The organism is Mycobacterium fragae (genome assembly GCF_002102185.1).
In the GTDB taxonomy this organism is placed as follows: Bacteria; Actinomycetota; Actinomycetes; order Mycobacteriales; family Mycobacteriaceae; genus Mycobacterium; species Mycobacterium fragae.
Genome location: NZ_LQOW01000002.1, coordinates 1 through 23094, shown reverse-complemented (window position 1 = coordinate 23094; position 23094 = coordinate 1). Strand labels below are relative to the sequence as shown.

General features: G+C 66.6%; 22 protein-coding genes, 2 tRNA genes and 1 pseudogene. 15 read left to right on the top strand and 10 right to left on the bottom strand.

From position 1 onward, the window contains the following. Positions 1-29: 29 nt before the first annotated feature. The 5 genes from AWC06_RS00130 to AWC06_RS00110 are packed head-to-tail and all read left to right on the top strand — an operon-like array spanning position 30 to position 3666. Positions 30-302: a HypC/HybG/HupF family hydrogenase formation chaperone gene (locus tag AWC06_RS00130; RefSeq protein ID WP_085193192.1), complete on the top strand. Its 273-nt coding sequence runs from the start codon at positions 30-32 to the stop codon at positions 300-302. Positions 303-311: 9 nt separating this feature from the next. Next, a complete protein-coding gene (hypD, locus tag AWC06_RS00125; protein WP_085193190.1) occupies positions 312-1448 on the top strand; it encodes a hydrogenase formation protein HypD in 1137 nt (378 codons plus the stop codon). Then, entirely contained in the window at positions 1445-2194 is a 750-nt protein-coding gene (locus tag AWC06_RS00120) for a DUF6390 family protein (protein ID WP_085193188.1), read from the top strand. Before hypD ends, AWC06_RS00120 begins: the two co-directional genes overlap by 4 nt. Positions 2195-2245: 51 nt before the next feature. Further along, the gene (locus AWC06_RS00115; RefSeq protein WP_085193186.1) at positions 2246-3163 is read left to right on the top strand and encodes a S1C family serine protease; all 918 of its coding nucleotides are present in this window, start codon (positions 2246-2248) and stop codon (positions 3161-3163) included. A 47-nt stretch (positions 3164-3210) separates the two neighbouring features. Next, positions 3211-3666 (top strand): flavin reductase family protein, encoded by a 456-nt coding sequence (locus tag AWC06_RS00110; protein WP_085193396.1) that lies wholly within the window; start codon positions 3211-3213, stop codon positions 3664-3666. A gap of 6 nt (positions 3667-3672) precedes the next feature. On the opposite strand, the gene AWC06_RS00105 is transcribed toward AWC06_RS00110, so the two are convergent. After that, positions 3673-4794, bottom strand: a complete 1122-nt coding sequence (locus AWC06_RS00105; RefSeq protein ID WP_139819827.1) for a PQQ-dependent sugar dehydrogenase — start codon at positions 4792-4794, stop codon at positions 3673-3675. A 167-nt stretch (positions 4795-4961) separates the two neighbouring features. Here AWC06_RS00105 and AWC06_RS00100 point away from each other — a divergent pair, with 167 nt between their 5' ends. After that, positions 4962-5804 carry a DoxX family protein gene (locus tag AWC06_RS00100; protein ID WP_085193182.1) on the top strand — a complete coding sequence of 281 codons (843 nt, stop codon included), beginning with the start codon at positions 4962-4964 and terminating at the stop codon, positions 5802-5804. Positions 5805-5817: 13 nt separating this feature from the next. Here AWC06_RS00100 and AWC06_RS00095 read toward each other — a convergent pair whose 3' ends face one another. Next, positions 5818-6156, bottom strand: a complete 339-nt coding sequence (locus AWC06_RS00095; RefSeq protein WP_085193394.1) for a PH domain-containing protein — start codon at positions 6154-6156, stop codon at positions 5818-5820. Positions 6157-6527: 371 nt separating this feature from the next. Here AWC06_RS00095 and AWC06_RS00090 point away from each other — a divergent pair, with 371 nt between their 5' ends. Genes AWC06_RS00090 through ilvC form a run of 3 tightly spaced genes read left to right on the top strand, consistent with a single transcriptional unit; the run spans position 6528 to position 9933 of the window. Next, positions 6528-8375: an acetolactate synthase large subunit gene (locus AWC06_RS00090; RefSeq protein ID WP_085193180.1), complete on the top strand. Its 1848-nt coding sequence runs from the start codon at positions 6528-6530 to the stop codon at positions 8373-8375. Next, entirely contained in the window at positions 8375-8893 is a 519-nt protein-coding gene (gene ilvN, locus AWC06_RS00085) for an acetolactate synthase small subunit (RefSeq protein WP_085193178.1), read from the top strand. Before AWC06_RS00090 ends, ilvN begins: the two co-directional genes overlap by 1 nt. After that, a complete protein-coding gene (gene ilvC, locus AWC06_RS00080; protein WP_227371025.1) occupies positions 8890-9933 on the top strand; it encodes a ketol-acid reductoisomerase in 1044 nt (347 codons plus the stop codon). The genes ilvN and ilvC overlap by 4 nt, the downstream gene beginning before the upstream one ends. On the opposite strand, the gene AWC06_RS00075 is transcribed toward ilvC, so the two are convergent. Beyond that, positions 9930-11363, bottom strand: a complete 1434-nt coding sequence (locus tag AWC06_RS00075) for a phytoene desaturase family protein (RefSeq protein WP_085193174.1) — start codon at positions 11361-11363, stop codon at positions 9930-9932. The genes ilvC and AWC06_RS00075 overlap by 4 nt on opposite strands. 23 nt (positions 11364-11386) lie before the next feature. Next, positions 11387-11803: a DUF4262 domain-containing protein gene (locus AWC06_RS00070; RefSeq protein ID WP_227371026.1), complete on the bottom strand. Its 417-nt coding sequence runs from the start codon at positions 11801-11803 to the stop codon at positions 11387-11389. 239 nt (positions 11804-12042) lie between these two features. Here AWC06_RS00070 and serA point away from each other — a divergent pair, with 239 nt between their 5' ends. Next, positions 12043-13629 (top strand): phosphoglycerate dehydrogenase, encoded by a 1587-nt coding sequence (serA, locus tag AWC06_RS00065; RefSeq protein WP_085193172.1) that lies wholly within the window; start codon positions 12043-12045, stop codon positions 13627-13629. Next, complete coding sequence (locus tag AWC06_RS00060) at positions 13626-14636, top strand: 3-isopropylmalate dehydrogenase (RefSeq protein WP_085193170.1); 1011 nt, start codon at positions 13626-13628, stop codon at positions 14634-14636. The genes serA and AWC06_RS00060 overlap by 4 nt, the downstream gene beginning before the upstream one ends. A 133-nt stretch (positions 14637-14769) precedes the next feature. On the opposite strand, the pseudogene AWC06_RS00055 reads toward AWC06_RS00060, so the two are convergent. The 6 genes and pseudogenes from AWC06_RS00055 to ectA form a co-directional block, all read right to left on the bottom strand. Continuing rightward, positions 14770-15789: pseudogene (locus AWC06_RS00055) on the bottom strand (MFS transporter); the annotation flags it as partial. A gap of 83 nt (positions 15790-15872) precedes the next feature. Then, the gene (locus AWC06_RS00050) at positions 15873-17102 is read right to left on the bottom strand and encodes an MFS transporter (protein ID WP_139819825.1); all 1230 of its coding nucleotides are present in this window, start codon (positions 17100-17102) and stop codon (positions 15873-15875) included. 40 nt (positions 17103-17142) lie between these two features. Further along, positions 17143-18021 (bottom strand): ectoine hydroxylase, encoded by an 879-nt coding sequence (gene thpD, locus AWC06_RS00045; RefSeq protein ID WP_085193390.1) that lies wholly within the window; start codon positions 18019-18021, stop codon positions 17143-17145. Between the two features lie 8 nt (positions 18022-18029). After that, the gene (locus AWC06_RS00040; RefSeq protein WP_085193168.1) at positions 18030-18431 is read right to left on the bottom strand and encodes an ectoine synthase; all 402 of its coding nucleotides are present in this window, start codon (positions 18429-18431) and stop codon (positions 18030-18032) included. Then, a complete protein-coding gene (gene ectB, locus AWC06_RS00035; protein ID WP_085193166.1) occupies positions 18428-19693 on the bottom strand; it encodes a diaminobutyrate--2-oxoglutarate transaminase in 1266 nt (421 codons plus the stop codon). Before ectB ends, AWC06_RS00040 begins: the two co-directional genes overlap by 4 nt. Before the next feature lie 204 nt (positions 19694-19897). Continuing rightward, positions 19898-20419 carry a diaminobutyrate acetyltransferase gene (gene ectA, locus AWC06_RS00030; RefSeq protein ID WP_085193164.1) on the bottom strand — a complete coding sequence of 174 codons (522 nt, stop codon included), beginning with the start codon at positions 20417-20419 and terminating at the stop codon, positions 19898-19900. A 35-nt stretch (positions 20420-20454) separates the two neighbouring features. Here ectA and AWC06_RS00025 point away from each other — a divergent pair, with 35 nt between their 5' ends. The 4 genes from AWC06_RS00025 (at position 20455) to AWC06_RS00010 (ending at position 23014) form a co-directional block, all read left to right on the top strand. Next, positions 20455-21243 (top strand): fumarylacetoacetate hydrolase family protein, encoded by a 789-nt coding sequence (locus AWC06_RS00025; protein ID WP_085193162.1) that lies wholly within the window; start codon positions 20455-20457, stop codon positions 21241-21243. Further along, positions 21240-22700 carry a glutamate--tRNA ligase gene (gene gltX, locus AWC06_RS00020; RefSeq protein WP_085193160.1) on the top strand — a complete coding sequence of 487 codons (1461 nt, stop codon included), beginning with the start codon at positions 21240-21242 and terminating at the stop codon, positions 22698-22700. The genes AWC06_RS00025 and gltX overlap by 4 nt, the downstream gene beginning before the upstream one ends. Positions 22701-22797: 97 nt before the next feature. Beyond that, positions 22798-22869, top strand: a tRNA-Gln gene (locus AWC06_RS00015). A gap of 72 nt (positions 22870-22941) precedes the next feature. Further along, positions 22942-23014 (top strand) — tRNA-Glu (locus tag AWC06_RS00010). Positions 23015-23094: the final 80 nt, after the last annotated feature.

Here is a 23094-nt window from a genome sequence, read left to right as displayed (position 1 = left end):
GGTCGCCACGAGAGAGTAAGGAGCCAATAATGTGTCTTGGGATTCCGGGGCGGATCGTCGAAATCACCGACGCCGACAACTACCTGGCGAAGGTCGACGTCAGCGGTGTACAGCGCACGATCTCGGTGCGGCTGCTGGAAAACGACATGCCCGAACCCGACGAATGGGTACTGGTACATGTCGGCTTCGCGATGGCCAAGATCGATGAAACCGAGGCATTGCTCACGCTGGCGGCCGTCAAGAAGCTCGGTGACGCGTATACCACCGAAATGGAAGCCTTCGATTCGTCGGCAATCGGGTAAGGAGCGGGAATGAAATTCGTTGACGAGTTCCGGGATCCGGCGGCCGCCAGAAAACTGATCGCCGCAATCAAACGGTTGGCCGGCGACAGCGAACACTACAAGTTCATGGAGGTGTGCGGCGGGCACACCCACACCATCTACAGGCACGGCATCGAACACCTGCTGCCCGAAAACGTCGAACTGGTCCACGGCCCCGGTTGCCCGGTCTGTGTTATCCCGATGGGCCGCATCGACGATGCGATGTGGCTGGCCGAGCAGCCCGACGTGATCTTCACCTGTTTCGGCGACATGATGCGGGTACCCGGGTCGTCCGGCAGTCTGCTGGACGCCAAGGCACGCGGTGCCGACGTGCGATTCGTCTACTCGCCGTTGGACGCGCTGAAGATCGCCACCGACAACCCGGACAAACAGGTGGTGTTCTTTGCGATCGGGTTCGAGACGACGGTGCCGTCCACCGCGGTGACGTTGGTGCGGGCCCGTGATCTCGGTCTGACCAACTTCAGCGTGTTCTGCAACCACGTCACGATCGTGCCGCCGATCAAGGCCATCCTGGAATCGCCGGATTTACGGCTCTCCGGTTTCATCGGGCCGGGGCACGTGTCGACGGTTGTCGGTAACCGGCCCTACCGGTTCGTGCCGGAGGTGTACCGAAAGCCGTTGGTGGTCTCGGGATTCGAGCCGCTGGACATCCTGGCGTCGGTGGCGATGCTGTTGACCCAGATCCGGGAGGGCCGCTGCGAGGTGGAAAACCAGTACAGCCGCGTTGTGCCCGAGCGCGGCAACCCGGCTGCGTTGGCGTTGATGGGCAAGGTGTTCGCGTTGCGTCCGCACTTCGAGTGGCGCGGGCTGGGGTTCATCTCGCAGAGCGCATTGCGGCTCAACGACGACTTCGCCGCGTTCGACGCCGAACTGCGCTACTCGATGCCCGGCGTACGGGTGGCCGACCCGAAGGCATGTCAATGCGGTGAAGTGCTCAAGGGTGTGCTCAAGCCTTGGGAATGCAAGGTTTTCGGCACCGCATGCACACCGGAAACCCCGATCGGGACATGCATGGTATCCCCCGAGGGGGCGTGCGCGGCCTACTACAACTTCGGCCGGATGCACCGCGATGCCCTCAAGCTGGTGGAGACCTCCGGGCGGGCATGACGGTGTCGGCTGCGCAGGGTGCGGAGATGTTCGCCCGCTACGCCTATGCGCCCAACGCCCTGGGCTATTGCGGCCCGTCGCTGGGCGCCACGCTGCGAGATGGGTCGGTGGACGACATCCGGGCCGCCGCGTCAAGGTTTGTCGGCGCCTGGCCCTATCTGCAAGTGCTGTCGGCGATGACCGGCATCGTCGACCCGTTGGACCATCGGCTCGTCGAATCGTATTGGCTCGGCGGCGGTGTCGGCGCCGACCTGGACCCGGCCGAGTTCGTCGACGAGCTGCTCGCCATCATTGGCCCGAAGGCGGGCCGCTACTGGTCGCATCTCGGGCCGGATCTGGTGAGCGAGGCGGCCGCCAATCACTGCTTCCACGTGTTCGGGATATATCCGTGGTCGCGGCTGCTGGGCCTCAACGAGGGACGCCTGGACGAGCATCCCTTGGGCGTGCTGGACAATTGCCGGATTACTTGGGGCACAGTACTTTCTCGCGACGGGGATGATCTGGAGGTGTCGTGTCGAAGGTTGGTCTGGGACGGCCATGCGCTGGAACTCTCCGAACCCTCGGCGCGCCGCCTGGACGTCTGGCACGACGGGTACAGCGCGGTGCCCGACGTGGCCGTCGGCGACGACGTCGCGATCCACTGGGACCGGCTGTGCGGACGGCTGCGACCCGAGCAGATCCGGGTACTGGCCGACGCCACCACCCGCCAGCTCGAAGTGACCAATCAACGGCTGACACGGGTCTAAGCCGACGGCGAACACGGGCATACAGCAAACCGCGGCGACGCTGAGGCCGTTATGCCGGACCCGTTAGACGCCTACTCCGCCGTGGTCACGACCGTCGCGCAAACCGTGTTGCCCAGCGTCGCCAGCATTTCGGTGCGCAGCCGGCGCGGCGACGGCGGCGGCAGCGCCAGTGTCATCACCGCAGACGGCTACCTGTTGACCAGCGCGCACGTCGTCGCGGGAGCGCGGTCCGCGCAGGCGACATTCGCGGACGGCACCGAGGTCGCCGCGGACATCGCCGGCCGCGACGAGCTCTCGGACCTGGCGGTCCTGAAGGCCCGCGGCGCTGTTCCCGAGCCCGTGGCGATGGGTCGTGCCGAGGATCTGCGGGTCGGACAGCTGGTGGTGGCGGTCGGCAATCCACTGGGCCTGGCCGGCAGCGTGACCGCAGGCATCGTCTCCGGACTCGGGCGCTCGTTGCCCACCCGCTCCGGCCGTGTGGTCGACGAGGTGATCCAGACCGATGCCGCGCTGAATCCGGGAAACAGCGGCGGCGTGCTGGCCGACGGACGCGGCCGAATGGTCGGCGTGAACACCGCGGTCGCGGGAGTCGGCCTTGGACTGGCCGTGCCCATCAACGCGTCAACACACAGGATCATCGCGGCGCTGATGCATGCCGGCCGGGTCCGCCGGGCCTGGCTGGGCATCGCCGGGGCGCACATTCCGGTGCCGCCGGCGGCTGCCGCGAAATTGGGCACCACCCATGGCTTGCAGATCGCCAGCGTGGTCGCCGGCAGCCCGGCCGCGGAAGCAGGCCTGCGTCGCGGCGACATCGTGGTCAGCGTCGACGGCAAGAACATCGTCACCGCCACCGCGATCCAGCAGCTGATGGTCGAGGATGCGATCGCACGCCGGATCGAGATGACGGTGTGGCGCAACGGCGCACTGGTCGACGTGTTCGTGGTGCCGCGCGAGCTGGCCGACCGCTGAGCCATCATGGTGCGGTGGGCGATGGATCGTTCGACCGGCTCGTCGGGATGCTGGACTACACGATGTTCGTCGTCACGACCCAGGCGGACGGTCATCCGTCAGGCTGCTTGGTCGGCTTCGCCACCCAAACCAGCCTGCGCCCCCCGCGGTTTCTGGTCGGGCTGTCGCGCAACAACCACACCTGCCGGGTCGCGGCGCGGTCGGAGTACCTTGCGGTGCACGTGCTCGCACGTCGTCACATCGGCCTGGCCCACCTGTTCGGCGGCCAAACCGGCGACCAGGTCAACAAGTTCGATCACTGCTCGTGGCACACCGGTCCCGAAGGCATGCCGATCCTCGACGACGCGGTCGCGTGGTTTGTCGGCAAGACGCTGAAGCGGTTCGATCTCGGCGACCATCTGGGCTACCTCTTGGAACCCGTCATCGGCGACGCCGCCGAGCGCGCCGATGATCTGGTCAGCTTTCCCGACGTCGCCGACATGGAGCCAGGGCACGAGGCCTGACGGCCGTTACGTCTTGTCCTCGTTGGCCCGCGGGAAGCCGCCGCCCTGCGGGAACAGCGGGAACACGACATCGTCAAGCTTGGCGGCGTCGCCGTCGGTCTTGTTCACCGTCGCGCCCCAGACGTTTCCGTCCGGCGACATCCGCAATGCCCAGGCGTGGCCGTGGGTGTCCTGACGAACGACATCGGGTTCACCGGTGACCGCGCCCGTCCCCGGGGCAAGATGGACGGCCACCGTCTGCTTGGTGTTGATCAGGTTGACCATCACCGTGCCGTCCAAGGCCGCGCAGCCGGCCACACCCGGCCGATCGGGCCAGGTCCATACCGTGGAAACCTTCGAGTCCTTGGTGATCCGCTGCAACCGGTCGGCGGTGGGGGCGCGGTCCACGACATACAGCGAGCCGTCGACGGGGTCGGTGCACAAGCCGCCGCCCGAGCCGATGCCGGTCAGCGCCGTGGTCGGCGGCGCCGGGTTGAGCGTGGTGGGCTGCTCGAGGCGGATGACCTTGCCGGCCAACGATCCCGGATCGGATGCCATCGCGGGATTGCCCGCGTCGCCGGTGAGCACCACCAGCGTGGTGGGGCTGGTGAAGATCAGCGCGCCGGTGTTCCCGGTGGCGCCCTTCGGAATCCCGGTCAGGATGTCCTTGGGGATGTCGTCGTCGGCGATGCGGATGACCCTGTTGTCGCTGGGTGTGCTGACATAGGCGTACATCAGCCGGTCTTGTGAGTAGGTCGGTGACAGCACGATGTCCATCAGCCCGCCGTCACCGGACGGGTCGACCGGGATGACGGTCTTCACCTTGGGCTCGGCGCTGACCGCGACTTCTTTGACCGCCCCGGTGGTGCGCTCGGCGACCAGCGCAGACTTGCTGTCCGGGAGCATGATCAGCCCGCTGGTGCTTTCCAGGCAGCCCTGCATCACGCCGGGGGCCGGACACACTTTGGGGAACGGCTTGTCGGGAAGGGGTGGCGGCGGGGGAGGTGTAGAGCTCGGCGGCGGCTTGCGTTCCGGTTCGGTGGTGAACGGCTGCGACTGCGCATCGTTGAACCGAGCGCAACCCGCAGAAACGAGCAGCGCCGCGCACAGCACAACCCGCCCGCAGCGAACCGACCACGACGACCGCATAACCGCCAGATTACGGATTCCGCGGCTCTGCTGCCCGCAAAGGGTGCCGCGTGTGGCGGCCATTCGCCCGTCATCGGGCGGCCCTGCCGGGGCGATGCTCGAATCAGCTCCGCGAAAGCGCCGCTCAAATCCCAAATTCAAGCCCAACTGCCCTTACCCTGGCACGGGTGACCAGTCAATCGAATGACGCACACTGGCAGCGGCCGGACGATTCCGCCGCGCCGACGCCGGTGCGGCCGGCTTCAGCAAGCTTGGTCGACCCGGAGGACGACCTGCCGTCAGCCAACTATGCAGGCGATTTCGAGACCACCACGATTCCTCATTACGACTCCGCCGATTCCGGCAGCATGCGCATGCCCAGCTCGGGGTTCGGGCTGATCACTGGCCAGGATCCGCTGCCCTATCAGCCCGAATCCGACCGGGACTCGACGTTTGACGCGATCGACGAGCACGACGTCGACGACGAGCGGGTGCGCGCGGCGGGCCGTCGCGGCACTCAGAATCTGGGTCTGCTGATTCTGCGGGTCGGACTGGGCGTCGTGCTGGTAGCTCATGGTCTGCAAAAACTGTTCGGCTGGTGGGGTGGACCGGGACTGACCGGATTCAAGAACTCGCTGTCCGACGTCGGCTACCAGCACGCCGACATCCTCACCTACATCGCGGCGGGCGGTGAGATCACCGCGGGGGTGCTGCTGGTGCTGGGACTGTTCACCCCGCTCGCCGCCGCGGGCGCACTGGCCTACCTGATCAACGGGCTGCTCGCCGGGATGTCGACCCAGCACGGTTCGCGATCCTTTCCGTTCTTTCTGCCGGACGGCCACGAATACGAGATCACCCTGATCGTGATGACCGCCGCGATCATCCTGATCGGGCCCGGACGCTACGGCTTCGACGCCGGCCGCGGATGGGCGCGGCGCCCATTTATCGGGTCGTTTGCCGCGCTGGTAGTGGGGGTCGGCGCCGGCGTGGCCCTGTGGGTGTTGCTCAACGGCGCCAACCCGGTGTCCTGACGCCCTGACCCCGTCAGCTGTAGGGGTTGGGCACTCGCCCGCCGCTGGCCTCAGCCAGCAACGGCAGGGTCGCGAAGCTGACCGCAGGCAGGCGCACCTGGCCGCCGTTTTTGAGCTGGGCGCGCGCCCACAGGCTCTTGGTGAACCTCAGTCCGTCGATTTCCTCCCAGCCCACGGTTTGGCTTCCGAGCAGCGTCCGCACGGTCACACCTTGCCGGTCGACCACGGTTCGCAGCCGAATGATCAACGCAGACAACATCATCGGGATCACCAACACGGGCGCGCTGGGCGGCCAGGTCAGCACCGGCACCAACAGGCCCAGAGCAAAGAAGCCGACCGCAAAGTGCGCCATCGGCGAAACTTTGAGCACCACTGGGCTCGGTTTGTCCGGTGCGCCGCTAGCCACCAGTGCATCATGACACTGAATACCGGCACCTTCCTTCCGCGATTGTGCAGTCTCATACGCTCTAAGCGGCGCGTCGCGTATGAAACCGCACAGTCGGCTCTGACGGGTCCGATCGACCCGGATTTGACGGCTGACCAGTGCGGAGGCTACGGTCGGACGTTATGTACAGCCGCGAAATGCTCGTAGTACTCGGTCGGCGCGTTGGTGGCTGACTAGATTTCGAGCACCAACGCGCAACCCTCGTGCAGCAGCTGAGCTGGCGAGGGTTTTTTGTTGCCAAAGGTCACTAGAGACGAATCAGAGACAAGAAGGAAACCGTGAGCGCACCCACCACGCGACCACCGGAGCGCCCGGCGCCGCCGCAGTCGGCCAACGGGGCGACAGTGGACAAGCCCAAACACGTTGCGCCGCAACAGCTCACCGGTGCACAGTCGGTGATCAGGTCGTTGGAGGAACTGGACGTCGACATCATCTTCGGAATTCCGGGCGGCGCCGTGTTACCGGTCTATGACCCGCTGTTCGACTCGAAGAAGCTGCGTCACGTGCTGGTCCGCCACGAGCAGGGCGCAGGGCATGCCGCCAGCGGCTATGCGCACGCCACCGGCAAAGTCGGCGTCTGCATGGCCACCTCCGGTCCGGGCGCCACTAACCTGGTGACCCCGCTGGCCGACGCTCAGATGGACTCGATCCCGGTGGTGGCGATCACCGGCCAGGTCGGGCGCTCGCTGATCGGGACCGACGCCTTCCAGGAGGCCGACATCTCCGGTGTCACCATGCCGATCACCAAGCACAACTTCCTGGTCCGCAACGGTGACGAGATTCCCCGGGTGATCGCCGAGGCGTTCCACATCGCGGCCACCGGACGGCCCGGCGCGGTGCTGGTCGACATCCCCAAGGACGTGCTGCAGGGCCAGTGCACGTTCAGCTGGCCGCCGCGGATGGATTTGCCCGGCTACAAGCCGAACACCAAACCGCACAACCGGCAGGTGCGGGAGGCCGCCAAGCTGATCGCGGCCGCGCGCAAACCGGTGCTCTACGTCGGCGGCGGGGTGATCCGCGGCGATGCCACCGAGCAGCTGCGCGATCTGGCCGAGCTGACCGGCATCCCCGTGGTGACCACGCTGATGGCCCGCGGCGCGTTCCCGGACAGTCACCGCCAGCACCTGGGCATGCCGGGCATGCACGGCACGGTGGCCGCGGTGGCCGGCCTGCAGCGCAGCGACCTGCTGATCGCGCTGGGCACCCGCTTCGACGACCGGGTCACCGGCAAGCTCGACTCGTTCGCACCCGAGGCCAAGGTCATCCACGCCGACATCGACCCGGCCGAGATCGGCAAGAACCGTCAGGCCGACGTGCCGATCGTCGGTGACATCAAGGCCGTCATCACCGATCTCATCGCGGCGCTGCGGCACGATGGGGTGCCCGAGAGCATCGACCTCGGCGACTGGTGGGAGTACCTCGACGGTGTGCAGGCCACCTACCCGCTGTCTTATGGGCCGCAAAGTGACGGCAGCCTCAGCCCCGAATACGTGATCTCCACGCTGGGCTCCATCGCCGGACCAGACGCCATCTACGTCGCCGGGGTGGGCCAGCACCAGATGTGGGCGGCGCAGTTCATCTCGTTTGAGAAGCCGCGCACCTGGATCAATTCCGGCGGCCTGGGGACGATGGGCTTTGCCATCCCCGCGGCCATGGGCGCCAAGATGGCTCGTCCGGACACCGAGGTGTGGGCGGTCGACGGCGACGGCTGTTTCCAGATGACCAACCAGGAGCTGGCCACCTGTGCGATCGAGGGCGCGCCGATCAAGGTCGCGCTGATCAACAACGGCAGCCTCGGCATGGTGCGGCAATGGCAGTCGCTGTTCTACGCGGAGCGGTATTCGCAGACCGACCTGGCCACGCACTCACACCGCATCCCCGACTTCGTCAAACTGGCCGAGGCGCTGGGCTGCGTCGGATTGCGTTGCGAGCGTGAGGAAGACGTCGTCGACGTGATCAACCAGGCCCGGGCGATCAACGACCGGCCGGTGGTCATCGACTTCGTCGTCGGCGCCGACGCGCAGGTGTGGCCGATGGTCGCCGCCGGCACCAGCAACGACGAGATTCAGGCTGCCCGCGGCATCCGGCCGCTCTTCGACGACGAGGGCAACGAGGGGCACGCCTGATGGGCATTACGGGATCGCCGAGCACGCATACGCTTTCGGTGTTGGTCGAGGACAAACCCGGTGTGCTCGCACGGATCGCAGCGTTGTTCTCGCGGCGCGGGTTCAACATCGAATCGCTGGCGGTCGGTGCCACCGAGCACAAGGACATGTCTCGGATGACGATCGTGGTCTCGGCCGAGGACACGCCGCTCGAGCAGGTCACCAAACAACTCAACAAGCTCATCAACGTCATCAAGATCGTCGAGCAGGACGACGACAACTCGGTGGCTCGTGAGTTGGCGTTGATCAAAGTACGGGCCGACGCCGGCACCCGCAGTCAGGTGATCGAAGCGGTTAACTTGTTTCGGGCCAAGGTCATTGACGTCTCTCCCGAGTCGTTGACCATCGAGGCCACCGGCGGGCCGGGCAAGCTGGATGCGCTGCTGCGTGTGCTGGAGCCCTTCGGTGTCCGCGAGATCGTCCAGTCCGGATTGGTGTCGTTGTCCCGCGGCCCGCGCGGCATCAACACCGCCAAATAACTCATCGAACGCAAAGGAAACACACAGTGGCAGTGCAGATGTTCTACGATGACGACGCGGACCTGTCGATCATTCAAGGCCGCAAGGTGGGCGTCATCGGGTATGGCAGCCAAGGGCACGCGCACTCGCTGAGCCTGCGCGACTCCGGCGTTCAGGTGCGCGTCGGGCTCAAGGAGGGCTCGAAATCGCGGGCCAAGGTGGCCGAGCAGGGACTCGACGTCGACACCCCGGCCGAGGTGGCCAAGTGGGCGGACGTGATCATGCTGCTGGCACCCGACACCGCGCAGCCCGACATCTTCACCAACGACATCGAGCCCAACCTGCAGCCCGGCAACGCGTTGTTCTTCGGACACGGCCTGAACATTCATTTCGGTTTGATCAAGCCGGCCGCCGAGATCACCGTCGCGATGGTCGCCCCGAAGGGCCCCGGGCATTTGGTGCGGCGCCAGTTCGTCGACGGCAAGGGTGTGCCGTGTCTGGTTGCGGTGGCCCAAGATCCGTCCGGTGACGGATTGGCGCTGGCGTTGTCCTACGCCAAGGCCATCGGCGGCGCCCGTGCCGGCGTGATCAAGACGACGTTCAAAGACGAGACCGAAACCGACCTGTTCGGCGAGCAGACGGTGTTGTGCGGTGGCACCGAGGAATTGGTCAAGGCCGGCTTCGACGTGATGGTCGAGGCGGGCTATCCGCCGGAGCTGGCGTATTTCGAGGTGCTGCACGAGCTGAAGCTGATCGTCGACTTGATGTACGAGGGCGGTATCGGCCGGATGTATTACTCGGTGTCCGACACCGCGGAGTTCGGCGGGTATCTATCGGGTCCCCGAGTGATCGACGCCGACACCAAGGACCGGATGCGCGCGATCCTGCGTGACATCCAAGACGGCAGCTTCGTCAAAAAACTGGTCGCCGACGTCGAGGGCGGCGGCAAGGAGCTTGCCCGGCTGCGCAAGGAAAACGCCGAGCATCCCATCGAGGTCACCGGCAAGAAGCTGCGCGATTTGATGAGCTGGGTGGACCGCCCGATTACGGAAACGGCCTAGCCCGGCGCCAGCGCGGGCAGCTCGCGGATGCCGAACTCGCGCTTGAGCACGGTGCGCGCGGCGTAGTAGCCGCACATGCCGTGCACACCGCCGCCGGGCGGAGTCGCCGCCGAGCACAGGTATGCCTGCCGAATCGGTGTCGTCCACGGGTCCAGTCGCGGCGTCGGCCCCATGAGCGCGCGCAAGGCGGAATTGCCGCCGATCCCGATGTCGCCGCCGACGTAGTTGGCGTTGTGGTCGGCAAGTCGTGCCGCCGGCACGCTGCGGACAGCGACCACGATGTCGCGAAAGCCGGGCGCAAATCGCTCGAATACCGTTGTAACCGCCTCTGTTTGGTCTATCGGCGACCCAGACGGCACATGCGCGTAGGTCCATAGTGGTCGACGACCGCTTGGGTCGACACGGCTGGGATCGGCGACATGCGGCGAGGCCGCCAGCACCATCGGCCACTCCGCGTGCCGCCCGGCTGCCACCTCCGACTCGGCATGTGCCACCTGGTCACGTGTGCCACCCAGATGGAAGGTCGGCACTTGCGCCAGCCTGTTGTCCGACCACGGGATGTCGTCGCTGAGCACAAAGTCGACTTTCGCGACGCCGGGACCGAATCGGTAGCGGTGCAACGCTTTCGCGTATCGCGCGGGCAGCGCATCGCCGTAGATCCCCAACAGCGCGGTGGGAGCCGTGTCGTACAGCACCACACCGCTCGGCGGCTCGGTAATCTCGACGCCTGCGGTCAGTTCGCCGCCCTGCGAACGCAGGTCGGCGATCAGTGCGTTGGCGATCGCCTGGCTGCCGCCCACCGGGATCGGCCAGCCGACCGAATGCGCCAGCGTCGCCAGCATCAATCCCGCGGCGGCCGACACCAGCGACGGCATACGCGAAATAGTATGGGCCGCAACGCCGGTGAACAGCGCCCGGGCGTCTTCGCCGGCCAGGGTCCGCCAGGCCGGTGTCGCCTGCGCGAGCATCCGCAGTCCCAGCTGCATCGCCGGCAGCACGGTGAGAGGCACCGAGCGTTTGTCGCCGAGCAGCAATCCCACCACGGCCTCAGAATGCTCGACCAACGGACCGAGCAGCCGTCGCCACGATGCGCCGTGCTCCAACCCCTCGCAGGTGCGCTTCAGATCGTGATACGCGATCGCCGCGGGGCGGTCGGGCAACGGGTTGGCGTAGGCCAACTCCGGCACCGCCAGCCTCACTCCGCGCGCGGGCAGATCGAACTGTGCCAGGAACGGCGAGGCCAGCGCCAGCGGGTGCACCGCCGAGCAGATGTCGTGCGACACCCCCGGGAACTCCGGGTCGGCGGCGGTGCGCGAGCCGCCGCCGAAGGTCGGTTGGGCCTCGACGACGTGTACGGCAAGGCCCGCGCGGGCACAGATGACGGCGGCGGTAAGCCCGTTGGGCCCGCTGCCCACGACGGTGATGTCCATCGGTCGATGGTAGGGACCCGCAGCTAGGCGGTCAGGTCAGGGCGCACGCCGAGCACCGGTTGCCGCACCCCGCCATTGGAGAATTCCGGGCACCACGGCCGGTGGCCGTGGTCATCTGGCCATACCAGCTGCAGCGCCCGCAGCTCAGGACCGTAGAACGCCACCGCCACGTTCATGTGCGCTTCAGGATGCTCAACCTGGACGACCGCCAGCATCGGCCCATCAGGTATCGAAATCCATTCGCCGGGCACCGGTCGTCCGCCATCCACCAGATACGCGGCGACCGTATTGAGCAGCCGCGCGGCCGTCAGCGGCGGCAGGCCCGTCACCACCAGCTCGGGCAGGCCGCGCTCATGCAAGCCGACTGTGTAGGCGTAAGGCGCGCGCTCGCTCTCCACGTATTGAATCGCCCACCCGTGTTTTGACTTTGTTTTTTCAATCTCATCGAGCTACTCGTCAACGGTGCTGTCGGGGTGATCGCACATCCAGCACATGGTGCCGTCCCTTCTCTCGTCGGATTTACCGACACCATGCACGCATGCACCGACACTCCCCGCGCCCGAGTCCGCCGCGCTAGCGATCGCCGCTGGGCTGATGGCGGCGACCCGCCGCGCCCGGTCCCCCGCACGCGGGTGGTACCCCCACCGCCGCCTCCGCGATCGCCGCTTAGGCTGGCCGGGTGAGCCTGCCCGTTGTTCTGATCGCTGACAAACTTGCCGAATCAACCGTGGCCGCGCTGGGCGACCAGGTCGAGGTGCGCTGGGTGAACGGACCCGACCGGGAGAAACTGCTGGCGGCGGTCCCCGAAGCCGATGCGCTGCTGGTGCGCTCGGCCACCACCGTCGACGCCGAGGTGCTGGCCGCCGCGCCCAAGCTGAAGATCGTCGCGCGTGCCGGCGTCGGACTGGACAACGTCGACGTCGACGCCGCCACCGAACGCGGGGTGCTGGTTGTCAACGCCCCGACATCGAACATCCACAGCGCCGCCGAACACGCGCTGGCGCTGCTGCTGGCCGCGGCCCGCCAAATCACCGCCGCCGACGCCTCTCTGCGCGCTCACGAGTGGAAACGCTCGTCGTTCTCCGGGACCGAGATCTTCGGCAAGACCGTCGGCGTGGTCGGCCTGGGCCGCATCGGGCAGCTGGTCGCCCAGCGGTTGACCGCGTTCGGCGCCCACGTCGTCGCCTACGACCCGTATGTGTCACCGGCGCGGGCCGCTCAGCTGGGCATCGAGCTGCTGAGCCTTGACGAGCTGCTGGATCGGGCCGACTTCATCTCGGTGCATCTGCCCAAGACGCCCGAGACTGCAGGTCTGATCGACAAGGAGGCGTTGGCCAAGACCAAGCCGGGGGTGATCATCGTGAACGCCGCCCGCGGCGGGCTGGTCGACGAGGCGGCCCTGGCCGAGGCGATAACGAGCGGACATGTTCGGGCCGCGGGTATCGACGTGTTCGCCAGCGAGCCGTGCACCGACAGCCCGCTGTTCGACCTGCCGCAGGTGGTGGTCACCCCGCACCTCGGGGCATCCACCGCCGAGGCCCAGGACCGGGCCGGCACGGATGTGGCGGCCAGCGTGAAGCTGGCGCTGGCCGGCGAATTCGTTCCCGACGCCGTCAACGTGGGCGCGGGGGTGGTCAGCGAGGAGGTGTCACCCTGGCTGGATCTGGTGCGCAAGCTCGGTCTGCTGGCCGGCACCATGTCGGACGAGCTGCCCGTGTCGCTGTCGGTGCAGGTGCGTGGTGAGCTCGCCGCCGAAGACGTTGAGGTACTGCGGCTTTCGGCGCTGCGTGGGTTGTTCTCGGCGGTCATCGAGGATCCGGTCACGTTCGTCAACGCGCCGGCGCTCGCCGCCGAACGCGGGGTGGCCGCCGACATCAGCACGGCCACCGAAAGCCCCAACCATCGCAGCGTCGTCGACGTGCGGGCGGTGGCCTCCGACGGCTCGGTGGTCAACGTGGCCGGGACGCTGACCGGACCGCAGTTGGTGGAGAAGATCGTGCAGATCAACGGCCGCAACTTCGACCTGCGCGCTGAGGGCATCAACCTGGTGATCAACTACATCGATCGGCCCGGGGCGCTCGGCAAGATCGGCACGTTGCTCGGAGCGGCCGGGGTGAACATCCACGCCGCCCAACTGTCCGAGGACGCCGAGGGTCCGGGCGCGACGATTCTGCTGCGGCTGGACCGTGACGTCCCGGCCGACGTTCGGTCGGAGATCGCCGTGGCCGTCGAGGCGAACAAGCTTGAGGTGGTTGATCTGTCGTGAAATTGGCGGTCGTCGCCGGCGACGGGATCGGCCCGGAGGTGGTGGCCGAAGCGGTCAAGGTTCTCGATGCGGTGCTGCCCGGCGTGGAGAAGACCAGCTACGACCTCGGGGCGAGGCGCTTTCACGCCACCGGGGAGGTGCTGCCCGACTCGGTGCTCACCGAGTTGCAGGCGCACGACGCGATCTTGCTCGGCGCGATCGGGGACCCGTCCGTGCCCAGCGGTGTGCTCGAGCGGGGGCTGCTGCTTCGGCTGCGCTTCGAGCTCGACCATCACATCAACCTGCGACCGTCCCGGCTGTATCCCGGGGTGAGCAGCCCGCTGTCCGGTAACCCGGAGATCGACTTCGTCGTCGTCCGCGAGGGCACCGAGGGGCCCTACACCGGCACCGGGGGAGCGATCCGGGTCGGTACGGCCAACGAAGTGGCCACCGAGGTCAGCGTCAACACCGCGTTCGGAGTCCGTCGAGTCGTCCAATACGCCTTCGAACGCGCCCAGCAGCGGCGCAAACACCTGACGCTGGTGCACAAGAACAACGTGCTGACGTTCGCCGGGGCTCTGTGGTGGCGGACCGTGCAGGAAATCGGCGAGCAGTACCCCGAGGTCGAGGTGGCCTACCAGCACGTCGACGCCGCGACCATCCACCTGGTCACCGACCCGGGCCGTTTCGACGTCATCGTCACCGACAACCTGTTCGGTGACATCATCACCGACCTGGCAGCCGCCGTAACCGGCGGCATCGGGCTGGCCGCCAGCGGCAATATCGACGCGACCCGGGCCAACCCGTCGATGTTCGAGCCCGTGCATGGCAGCGCGCCGGACATCGCCGGCCAGGGTATTGCCGACCCGACCGCCGCGATCATGTCGGTGGCGCTGCTGCTGTCCCATCTCGGCGAAGACGCCGCCGCCGCGCGCGTGGATCGGGCGGTGGAGACCCATCTGGCGACTCGCGGGGCACAACCGATCTCCACCGGCGAAGCCGGCGAACGGATTGCAGCCTTGCTCTAGTTTCCAGGCCGGGCGGCAGCACGCCGGCCGGCACTACCGGCACCGCGAGCAGGGGGAACAGGGCGCAAACTGCGAACCCCAGCGGATAGCCGGTCGCGGTGATCAGCTCACCGAACACCGCCGGCGCCCCGGCAGCCATCAACCGCTGATAGGTGTTCTGCAGGCCAAGCGCCCGCCCGGTCCAAAACGGCCCGGCGTATTCGGTGATCGCAGTGGATTCCAACCCGTTGTCGAGCACCGCGATCACCGACGCCGCGACCATCAGGGCCACGGCGACATACGAGGGGCCCAGGCGGTCGGTGAACGCCAAGGCCATCAACACCAGACCGCCCACAATGCAGATGGTGCGGACCGGCCGCAGTCGGGAACCGACGCGGTCCGACCACCGGCCGGCGATGACGCGGCCGACGGCCCCGAGCAGCTGCGAAACCGTGACCAGCGCCCCGGCCGCGGTGATCGACCAGTGGTGGTCGTTGATCAACCAGACCAGCATGAACGTCACGGTCACCGTCTGGGGCACCATCAGCAGCGCCGAAACCGCATGGATTCGCCGCAGCACGTTTGACCCCCGGTACGGGTTGGCCAACTCCTCTTTGCTGGCCGTCGCACGGGTCTTGCGCGGCGGGTCGGTCACCCCGAGCGCACTCGCCACCGCCGACACCGCGCACAACAGCGCCGGGAACATCAGGCCCGCGACGGGCCCGCGTTCGGCGAGTTCGGGAATCACCAAGGCGCCCATCGCAATTCCGATCGGCTGCGCGGTCTGGCGGATACCCATGGCCAAACCGCGGTGATGCGGCGGAAACCAACCGGACACCAGCCGGCCGCCTGCGCTGTTGCAGCTGGCAGCCGCCATACCGCCGACAAATAGAAACGCTCCGATCGCCACCAGGGAGTGAACCGTCGTCGCGGCATAGGCGGCAGCCGCCGTCAGCGCCGAGCCCGCCGTCAACACGATCCGCTCACCCACGCGGTCCAGCAGGTAGCCCCACGCGATCAGGGTCACCACCATGCCGAAGCTCGGCATCGACGACAGCAAACCGGCCTCGGCCAGCGGGGTGCCGCGCTCGTTTTCCAGGGCGGGGATCAAGAACGCGACACCGTTGATGAAGACGAAGGCGCTTGTCGTCACCGCCAGGGAGATGCCAACCATCGACCAGCGTGCCGCCGTACTGATCGACTCAGACGCCATTTACTCATGCTTCCATACGGATCTCAAGGGTGGCATTTACGAACTCACCGGTCGGCTCGCTGGGGCTGATCCTCTCCGCGCGGGCGCGCGCCCACGGGCACCAGCGGTATTGCCAGTAGCGGGAACAGCGCACACACCGCGAATGCCAGCGGATAACCGCTCGCGTCGATCAGCTCACCGAAGACCGGCGGCCCGGCGCCCGCGGTCAACCGTTGGGTGGTGTTCTGAGCACCCATCGCACGTCCGCTCCAAAACGGTCCGGCGAATTCGGGAATGGCGGTGAACGCCAACCCGTTATCGAGCACCGTGATCACCGAGGCGACGACCATCATCGTCACCGCAAGCGGCGATCGCAGGTGGTCGGTGAACGCCAGACCCGCCATCACGAGCGCGGCCGCGACGGCGATCGTCCGGATCGGCCGCATCCGCGAGCCGACTCGGTCCGACCACCGCCCGGCGGCGACGCGGCCCAGGGCGCCGAGCAGCTGGGAGACGCTCACCAGGGCGCCGGCCGACGCCGTCGACCAGCCGTGCGCCCGGATCAGCCAGACCAGCATGAACGTCAAGACCACGGTCTGCGGGACCATCAGCAGCGCCGATGCGAGGTGGATTCGCAGCAGCACCGGCTTTCCGCGATAGGGATTGGCCAGCTCGGCATCGCCGGCTGCGGTCCTTTTGTTGCGCGGCGGGTCGAGGACACCGACGGCGCTGATGACCGCGGACATCGCGCACACCGCCGCCGGGAACAGCAACGCCACCGAGAAGTCGCGTTCGCCGAGTTCGGGAAGTACCAAGGCGCCCAACGCGATTCCCAATGGCTGGGCGGTCTGGCGGATTCCCATCGCCAGGCCGCGCTGGCCCGGCGGGAACCAGCCCGTCACCAGGCGGCCGCTGGCGGTGTTGGCGCTCGCGGCGGCCATGCCGCCGACGAACAGAAACGTCCCGACCGCCAGCATGGAGTGCACCGAGGCCGCGGCGAAGGCCGCCGCCGAGGTCAGCGCCAGGCCCACCCCGAGCACGATCCGCTCGCCGACGAAGTCCAGCAGGTAGCCCCAGGCGATCAAAGTGACGACGGTGCCCAGGCTGGGCATCGACGACAGCAGACCGGCCTCGGCGAGGTTGATACCGCGCTCGGCGTCGAGCGCCGGGATGAGAAACGCGATTCCGTTGACGAAGACGGTTGCGCACAACGTCGCGGTCAGCGAGATGACGAGCAACGACCAGCGCCGCGTGCTGCTGATCGATACCATTTCCGCGGCGGCCACTTTGTCCATGGTTCCACAGGACTGCGCCGCAACGAGATTCGTCCGCAGCTCAGACCGGGTCGAACTGACGGCTGGCGATGAATGCGGGCCGACGCGCCGGAGCTCCGAATGGTTCGACGGGCGTGTTCTCGACGCTGTTATAGACGATGAACACGTTCGAGCGGGGATACGGGGTGATGTTGCTGTTCGATCCGTGCATGGCGTTGCTGTCGAAGAACACCGCCGAACCCGCCGGACCGGTGAACTGGCGGATGCCCCTCTCCGCGGCCAACCGGCCAAGGCTGTCCTTGTCCGGGGTGCCGATCTCCTGGCGGCGCAGCGACGAGCGATAGTGGTCGGCCGGCGTCTCGCCCGGGCAGGGCACAAACCACCGATGAGAGCCGGGCATGATCATCAGCGACCCGTTGTAGTCACGGTTTTCCGTGAGCGCTATCGAGACGCTGACCGCCCGGGGCGCGGGCATGCCGTCTTCGGCGTGCCAGGTTTCAAAGTCGGAGTGCCAGTAGAAGCCCTCGCCGCTGAAGCCCGGTTTGAAGTTGATCCTGCTCTGGTGCACGTACACGTCGGAGCCGAGCAGCTGGCGGACCGGGCCGACCAGCCTGGGATCGGCGACCAGCGCGGCGAACACCGGGCTTATTGTGTGGACCTCGAAGATCGAGCGGATCTCCCGGCTGCCGGGTTCGAGCACGGAGCGTTCGTCGTCGGCCAGCGCCGGGTTGCTCAACAGCGCTTGCGGCTCGGCACACAGGTCGGCGACGACGTCGGGGTCGAGAAGTTGATCGACGGCCAGGAAGCCGTCGGTCTCGAAGCGGTCGACGGCATGCCGGTCGAGTGGGCCCCTGCACCGGTCGCTGGTCCACACCACCGGATCGGGGCGCGGCATCATGTCGCTTTTGGAGGTGTTCCTGGTCGGGTAGCGGTCTGTCATGGTGGCAGTCACGGTGCTTGCTCACCCTCCGTGACCAACGGGTATGCGCCGTCGTCGTCGTGCACCTCACGGCCGGTAACAGGCGGGGTGAACACACACACGGTTCGCAAGTCGGTATGGGCCCGCACCCGGTGGCGCTCGTGGCCGTCGAGCAGGTAGAGCGTTCCGTTGCGCAGTGGATGCGTCTCGCCGGTCTCGTCGTTCACGAGCTCGCCTTCGCCGTCGATGCAGTACACCGCCTCGACGTGGTGGGCGTACCACATCGCAGTCTCGGTGTTGGCGGCAAGGACGGTGTCGTGCAACGAAAACGGCTGGCCGTCGCGGGCCAACAACAGCCGTCGGCTGCGCCAGGTGGCGGCTTCGACGTCGCGGTCGGTGCCCTCGATCTCAGTGAGGGTACGAACGATCATTGCGCGCTCCCGATCAGTTGGCGGGCGGTGGCCGCTTCGATCGATTCGGCCGCCACCGCCAAGCCGCGAGCGAGTTCGTCGTCGTCAATCACCAGTGGCGGCATCAGCTTGACCACTTCGCTTTTGGCGCCCGACGTCTCCATCAGCAACCCGCGATCGAATGCTTCCCGGCATATCGCGGTGGCTAACTCGGGTTTCTCGAAGGCCACGCCGCGGGCCAGTCCCCGGCCCCTGACCTCGGCTCCCTCCACCGCGCCGACGATGTCGGTCAACACCCGTTCGACGTCTTCGCCCTTGCGAACCACGTCCTTCTCCAGCCGGTTGTCGGTCCAGAACTGGAGCGCGGCGGTGGCGGTGACGAACGCTGGGTTGTGTCCACGGAAGGTGCCGTTGTGCTCACCCGGCTCCCACTGGTCGAGTTCGGGCCGGAACAAAGTGAGAGCCATCGGCAGGCCGTAGCCGCTGATCGACTTGGACAAGCAGACGATATCGGGAACGATGCCGGCCGCCTCGAAGCTGAAGAACGGTCCGGTTCGACCGCAACCCATTTGGACGTCGTCGACGATCAACAGCAGGCCGTGACGGCGGCACAGCTCGGCCAGTCCCTGCAGCCATTCCAGGCGCGCCACGTTGATCCCGCCCTCGCCTTGCACGGTCTCGACGATCACGGCGGCCGGCTCGTTGAGGCCACTGCCGTTGTCTTCCAGCAGCCGTTCGAACCACATGAAATCGGGCAGCGCGCCGTCCAGGTAGTTGTCGTAGGGCATCGGGGTGGCGTGCACCAACGGGATGCCGGCGCCGCCCCTCTTCATCGAATTACCGGTGACGGACAGCGCGCCCAGCGTCATGCCGTGAAAGGCATTGGTGAAACTGATCACACTCTCCCGGCCGGTGACCTTGCGCGCCAGCTTCAATGCCGACTCCACCGAGTTGGCGCCGGTCGGTCCGGGGAACTGAACTTTGTAGTCGAGTCCTCGCGGCTTCAGGATCACCTCGTCGAAGCGCTCCAGGAACGCGGCCTTTGCGACGGTGCTCATGTCGAGGCTGTGCACCACTCGGTCAGCGGTCAGGTAATCCAGCAGTGCCGCCTTGAGGTCTGGATGATTGTGGCCGTAGTTGAGCGCGCCCGCACCAGCGAAGAAGTCCAGATACTGCCGCCCATCGACATCCCACATGTGGCAGCCCGATGCCCGGTCGAACAGCACCGGCCACGATCGGCAATAGCTGCGAACTTCGGATTCAAGCGCGTCGAAAATCGTCATGTGTTCCTCCGTTTGTCTGTGCCACAGAACAAAACGGAACGACCAGTCGAGTCAGCATGGACGGGCACCCGGTGCTGCGGCGGTCACCAGCAGCGAACCAAGCAGGGCACACTCATCGCGCTCATCGATCTCGCTCGGCTCATCATCCCGCTCGCACGGCCCCCGACACGGTCTGTAGGGGCTCGCGTCGCGCGCCTGGCTACGTTACTGAGAATGCGTCGCGCGTCTCAAGTCGGCTCGTAGTGGCCCGATTCGTAGCAGTTCCTCGGAGGCGTGGCCGTCGGGAAACAGCTCGTTGCCGAAGAGTTCGTGACGCTCGAGAGGAGCGTGCCAGCGCCGCGCGAAGGTACCGAACAGCCGCTGGCTGGCGATGTTGTCGGGGGTGGTCGACGCCTCCACGTGCGTAACGCCCGCAGAGAGCAGGCGATGGGTCAGGTGGTCGAGCATGCGGCCTGCTATCCCGGCGGCGCGGTGCGCGGTGTCGACAGCCACCTGCCACATCAACACCGTGGTCGGCTCGTCGGGACGCAGATAGCCGGTGACGAACCCGGCCGGACGTTGGTCGACCTGCGCGATCACGGACGTCTCGGCGAAATCCCGACACCACAGCAGGTAGGCGTATGGCGAATTGACGTCGAGCGCTTTGCTGTCTGCGGCCATTCGCCACAGCGCCGGCCCGTCGGTCACCGTGGGAGCTCGAAGATCGAGGTTGGCGATATCGGTCACCGCGACGACGGTACCGATTCATTAGGCTCTGGCGAATGCGCCTTGGCCGAATCGCCAGCCCCGACGGCGTTGCGTTCGTCAGCATCGAAGGTGTGCCCGGTGAGATGACTGCTCGGGAGATCGCCGAGCACCCGTTCGGCACACCGACCTTCACCGGCCGCTCCTGGCCGCTCGCCGATGTCCGATTACTGGCCCCGATGCTGGCCAGCAAGGTGGTCTGCGTCGGAAAGAACTACGCGGCGCACATCGCCGAGATGGGCGGCGACAAGGGCTCGGCGGCAGCCGACCCGGTGATCTTCCTCAAACCCAATACCGCGATCATCGGGCCGAATGTGCCGATTCGGTTGCCGGCCAACGCATCGCCGGTGCATTTCGAGGGTGAGCTCGCGGCGGTCATCAGTCGGCCCTGCAAGGACGTCACCGCCGACCAGGCCGCCGGGAGCATCCTGGGCTACACCATCGCCAACGACGTGACTGCCCGCGATCAACAACGCTCCGACGGGCAGTGGACACGCGCGAAGGGCCACGACACCTTCTGCCCGGTCGGACCGTGGATCGTCACCGACGTCGACCCGGCCGACCTGGAGCTGCGCACCGACGTCAACGGCGAAGTCAAACAACGCAGCCGCACGTCGTCGATGATTCACGATGTCGGTGCGATCGTGGAATGGATCTCCGCGGTGATGACCCTGCTGCCGGGTGATCTCATTCTCACCGGCACACCCGAAGGCGTCGGACCGATCGATGACGGCGACACCGTCAGCGTCACCGTCGAGGGAATCGGCACATTGACCAATCCCGTTGTCCGCAAAGGAAAGTCGTGACTAGTGACGTTCGGGTCAGGTTCTGTCCGTCGCCAACCGGCGTACCGCACGTCGGATTGATCCGCACCGCACTGTTCAACTGGGCCTATGCCCGGCACACCGGCGGGACTTTTGTTTTCCGGGTGGAAGACACCGATCCCGAACGTGACAGCGAGGAAAGCTATCTCGCGCTGCTCGATGCGCTGCGCTGGCTGGGACTGAACTGGGACGAGGGCCCCGAGGTGGGCGGCCCGTACGGCCCATACCGCCAATCGCAGCGCAGCGACATTTACCGCGACGTGGTGGATCGGCTGCTTGCCGCGGGCGAGGCGTACCAGGCCTTTTCGACGGCCCAAGAGGTCGAGGCGCGCCACCTCGCGGCCGGCCGCAGTCCCAAACTGGGCTACGACAACTTCGACCGTGATCTGACCGCCGAGCAGCGGGCCGCGTACCTGGCCGAGGGTCGAATCCCCGTGGTGCGGTTACGGATGCCCGACACCGAACTCGGCTGGGACGATCTGGTGCGCGGGCCGACCGCGTTCGCAGCGGGGGCCGTGCCCGATTTCGCGTTGACCCGGGCAAGCGGAGATCCGTTGTACACCTTGGTCAACCCGGTCGACGATGCGCTCATGAAGATCACCCACGTACTGCGCGGTGAGGACCTGCTGCCGTCGACTCCGCGTCAGATCGCGTTGTATCAGGCGCTGATCCGCATCGGCGTGGCTGAGCGTGTGCCGGAATTCGCCCATCTGCCAACGGTATTGGGTGAAGGCACAAAGAAGCTGTCGAAGCGTGACCCGCAGTCGAATCTTTTCGCCCACCGCGACCGGGGCTTTATCCCCGAAGGGCTGCTGAATTACCTTGCGTTGCTGGGCTGGTCGATTGCCGGCGACCGCGACGTGTTCAGTCTCGAGGAGATGGTGGCGGCGTTCGATGTCGTCGACGTCAACGCCAACCCCGCCAGGTTCGACCAGAAGAAGGCAGACGCGATCAACGCTGAGCACATCCGGCTCCTCGACGCCGAGGATTTCACCGCCAGATTGCGGGATTACTTCGATGCGCACGGCCATCGCATCGGGCTTGACGACACGCAGTTCGGGGCGGCGGCCCGACTCGTGCAGACGCGCATCGTCGTGCTGGGTGACGCGTGGGGTCTGCTGAAGTTTCTCAACGACGACGAGTACACGATCGACCCAAAGGCCGCCGCCAAGGAGCTGGGTGCGGAAGGCGGCGGCGTGCTCGATGCCGCCGTCGCGGCGCTGGATGGCTTGGCCGAGTGGGCGGTGGCCGATATCGAGGCTGCCCTCAAAGCCGCACTGCTCGACGGCCTCGGGCTCAAACCACGCAAGGCCTTCGGCCCGATTCGGGTCGCGGTTACGGGATCATCCGTCAGCCCGCCGTTGTTCGAATCACTGGAGCTGCTCGGACGCGAGCGCAGTCTGCAGCGGCTGCGGGCGGCCAGGAACTGGCAGCCGTGAGCATGGTGGTGCGGATCTTTGGTAGTCTGCACGTCGGCCCTCGGGCAGCTGGCAGCAGCGGGCTCACCCTGTCTGACCAGCTGTTTTAGCCAGCCAATGGGGTATGGTGTAATTGGCAACACAGCTGATTCTGGTTCAGCCGTTCTAGGTTCGAGTCCTGGTACCCCAGCAAAGTTTGCCCACCGCAAGCAATTAGGTGGGCATACCTCTGTGAGCTATGCTGGCAGCTCGGATCGGTTCTGGCCCCGTCGTCTAGCGGCCTAGGACGCCGCCCTCTCACGGCGGTAGCGTGGGTTCGAATCCCATCGGGGCTACTTTGTGATGTCTCAGGACATAGGAATAGCCCGAACCCTCGTTTAGGGTTCGGGTTTTCTTTTTGGTCTGCCGCTGGAGA

Bases quoted from the DNA above. Each gene is read 5' to 3' on its own strand.
- AWC06_RS00130 (WP_085193192.1), top strand. From the start codon at position 30: ATGTGTCTTGGGATTCCGGGGCGGATCGTCGAAATCACCGACGCCGAC.
- AWC06_RS00025 (WP_085193162.1), top strand. From the start codon at position 20,455: ATGCGCCTTGGCCGAATCGCCAGCCCCGACGGCGTTGCGTTCGTCAGC.
- thpD (WP_085193390.1), bottom strand. From the start codon at position 18,021: ATGACAGACCGCTACCCGACCAGGAACACCTCCAAAAGCGACATGATG.
- AWC06_RS00110 (WP_085193396.1), top strand. From the start codon at position 3,211: ATGCTGGACTACACGATGTTCGTCGTCACGACCCAGGCGGACGGTCAT.
- AWC06_RS00040 (WP_085193168.1), bottom strand. From the start codon at position 18,431: ATGATCGTTCGTACCCTCACTGAGATCGAGGGCACCGACCGCGACGTC.
- AWC06_RS00075 (WP_085193174.1), bottom strand. From the start codon at position 11,363: ATGGACATCACCGTCGTGGGCAGCGGGCCCAACGGGCTTACCGCCGCC.
- AWC06_RS00115 (WP_085193186.1), top strand. From the start codon at position 2,246: ATGCCGGACCCGTTAGACGCCTACTCCGCCGTGGTCACGACCGTCGCG.
- hypD (WP_085193190.1), top strand. From the start codon at position 312: ATGAAATTCGTTGACGAGTTCCGGGATCCGGCGGCCGCCAGAAAACTG.
- ilvN (WP_085193178.1), top strand. From the start codon at position 8,375: ATGGGCATTACGGGATCGCCGAGCACGCATACGCTTTCGGTGTTGGTC.
- AWC06_RS00095 (WP_085193394.1), bottom strand. From the start codon at position 6,156: ATGGCGCACTTTGCGGTCGGCTTCTTTGCTCTGGGCCTGTTGGTGCCG.
- AWC06_RS00105 (WP_139819827.1), bottom strand. From the start codon at position 4,794: ATGCGGTCGTCGTGGTCGGTTCGCTGCGGGCGGGTTGTGCTGTGCGCG.
- AWC06_RS00050 (WP_139819825.1), bottom strand. From the start codon at position 17,102: ATGGACAAAGTGGCCGCCGCGGAAATGGTATCGATCAGCAGCACGCGG.
- ectB (WP_085193166.1), bottom strand. From the start codon at position 19,693: ATGACGATTTTCGACGCGCTTGAATCCGAAGTTCGCAGCTATTGCCGA.
- AWC06_RS00120 (WP_085193188.1), top strand. From the start codon at position 1,445: ATGACGGTGTCGGCTGCGCAGGGTGCGGAGATGTTCGCCCGCTACGCC.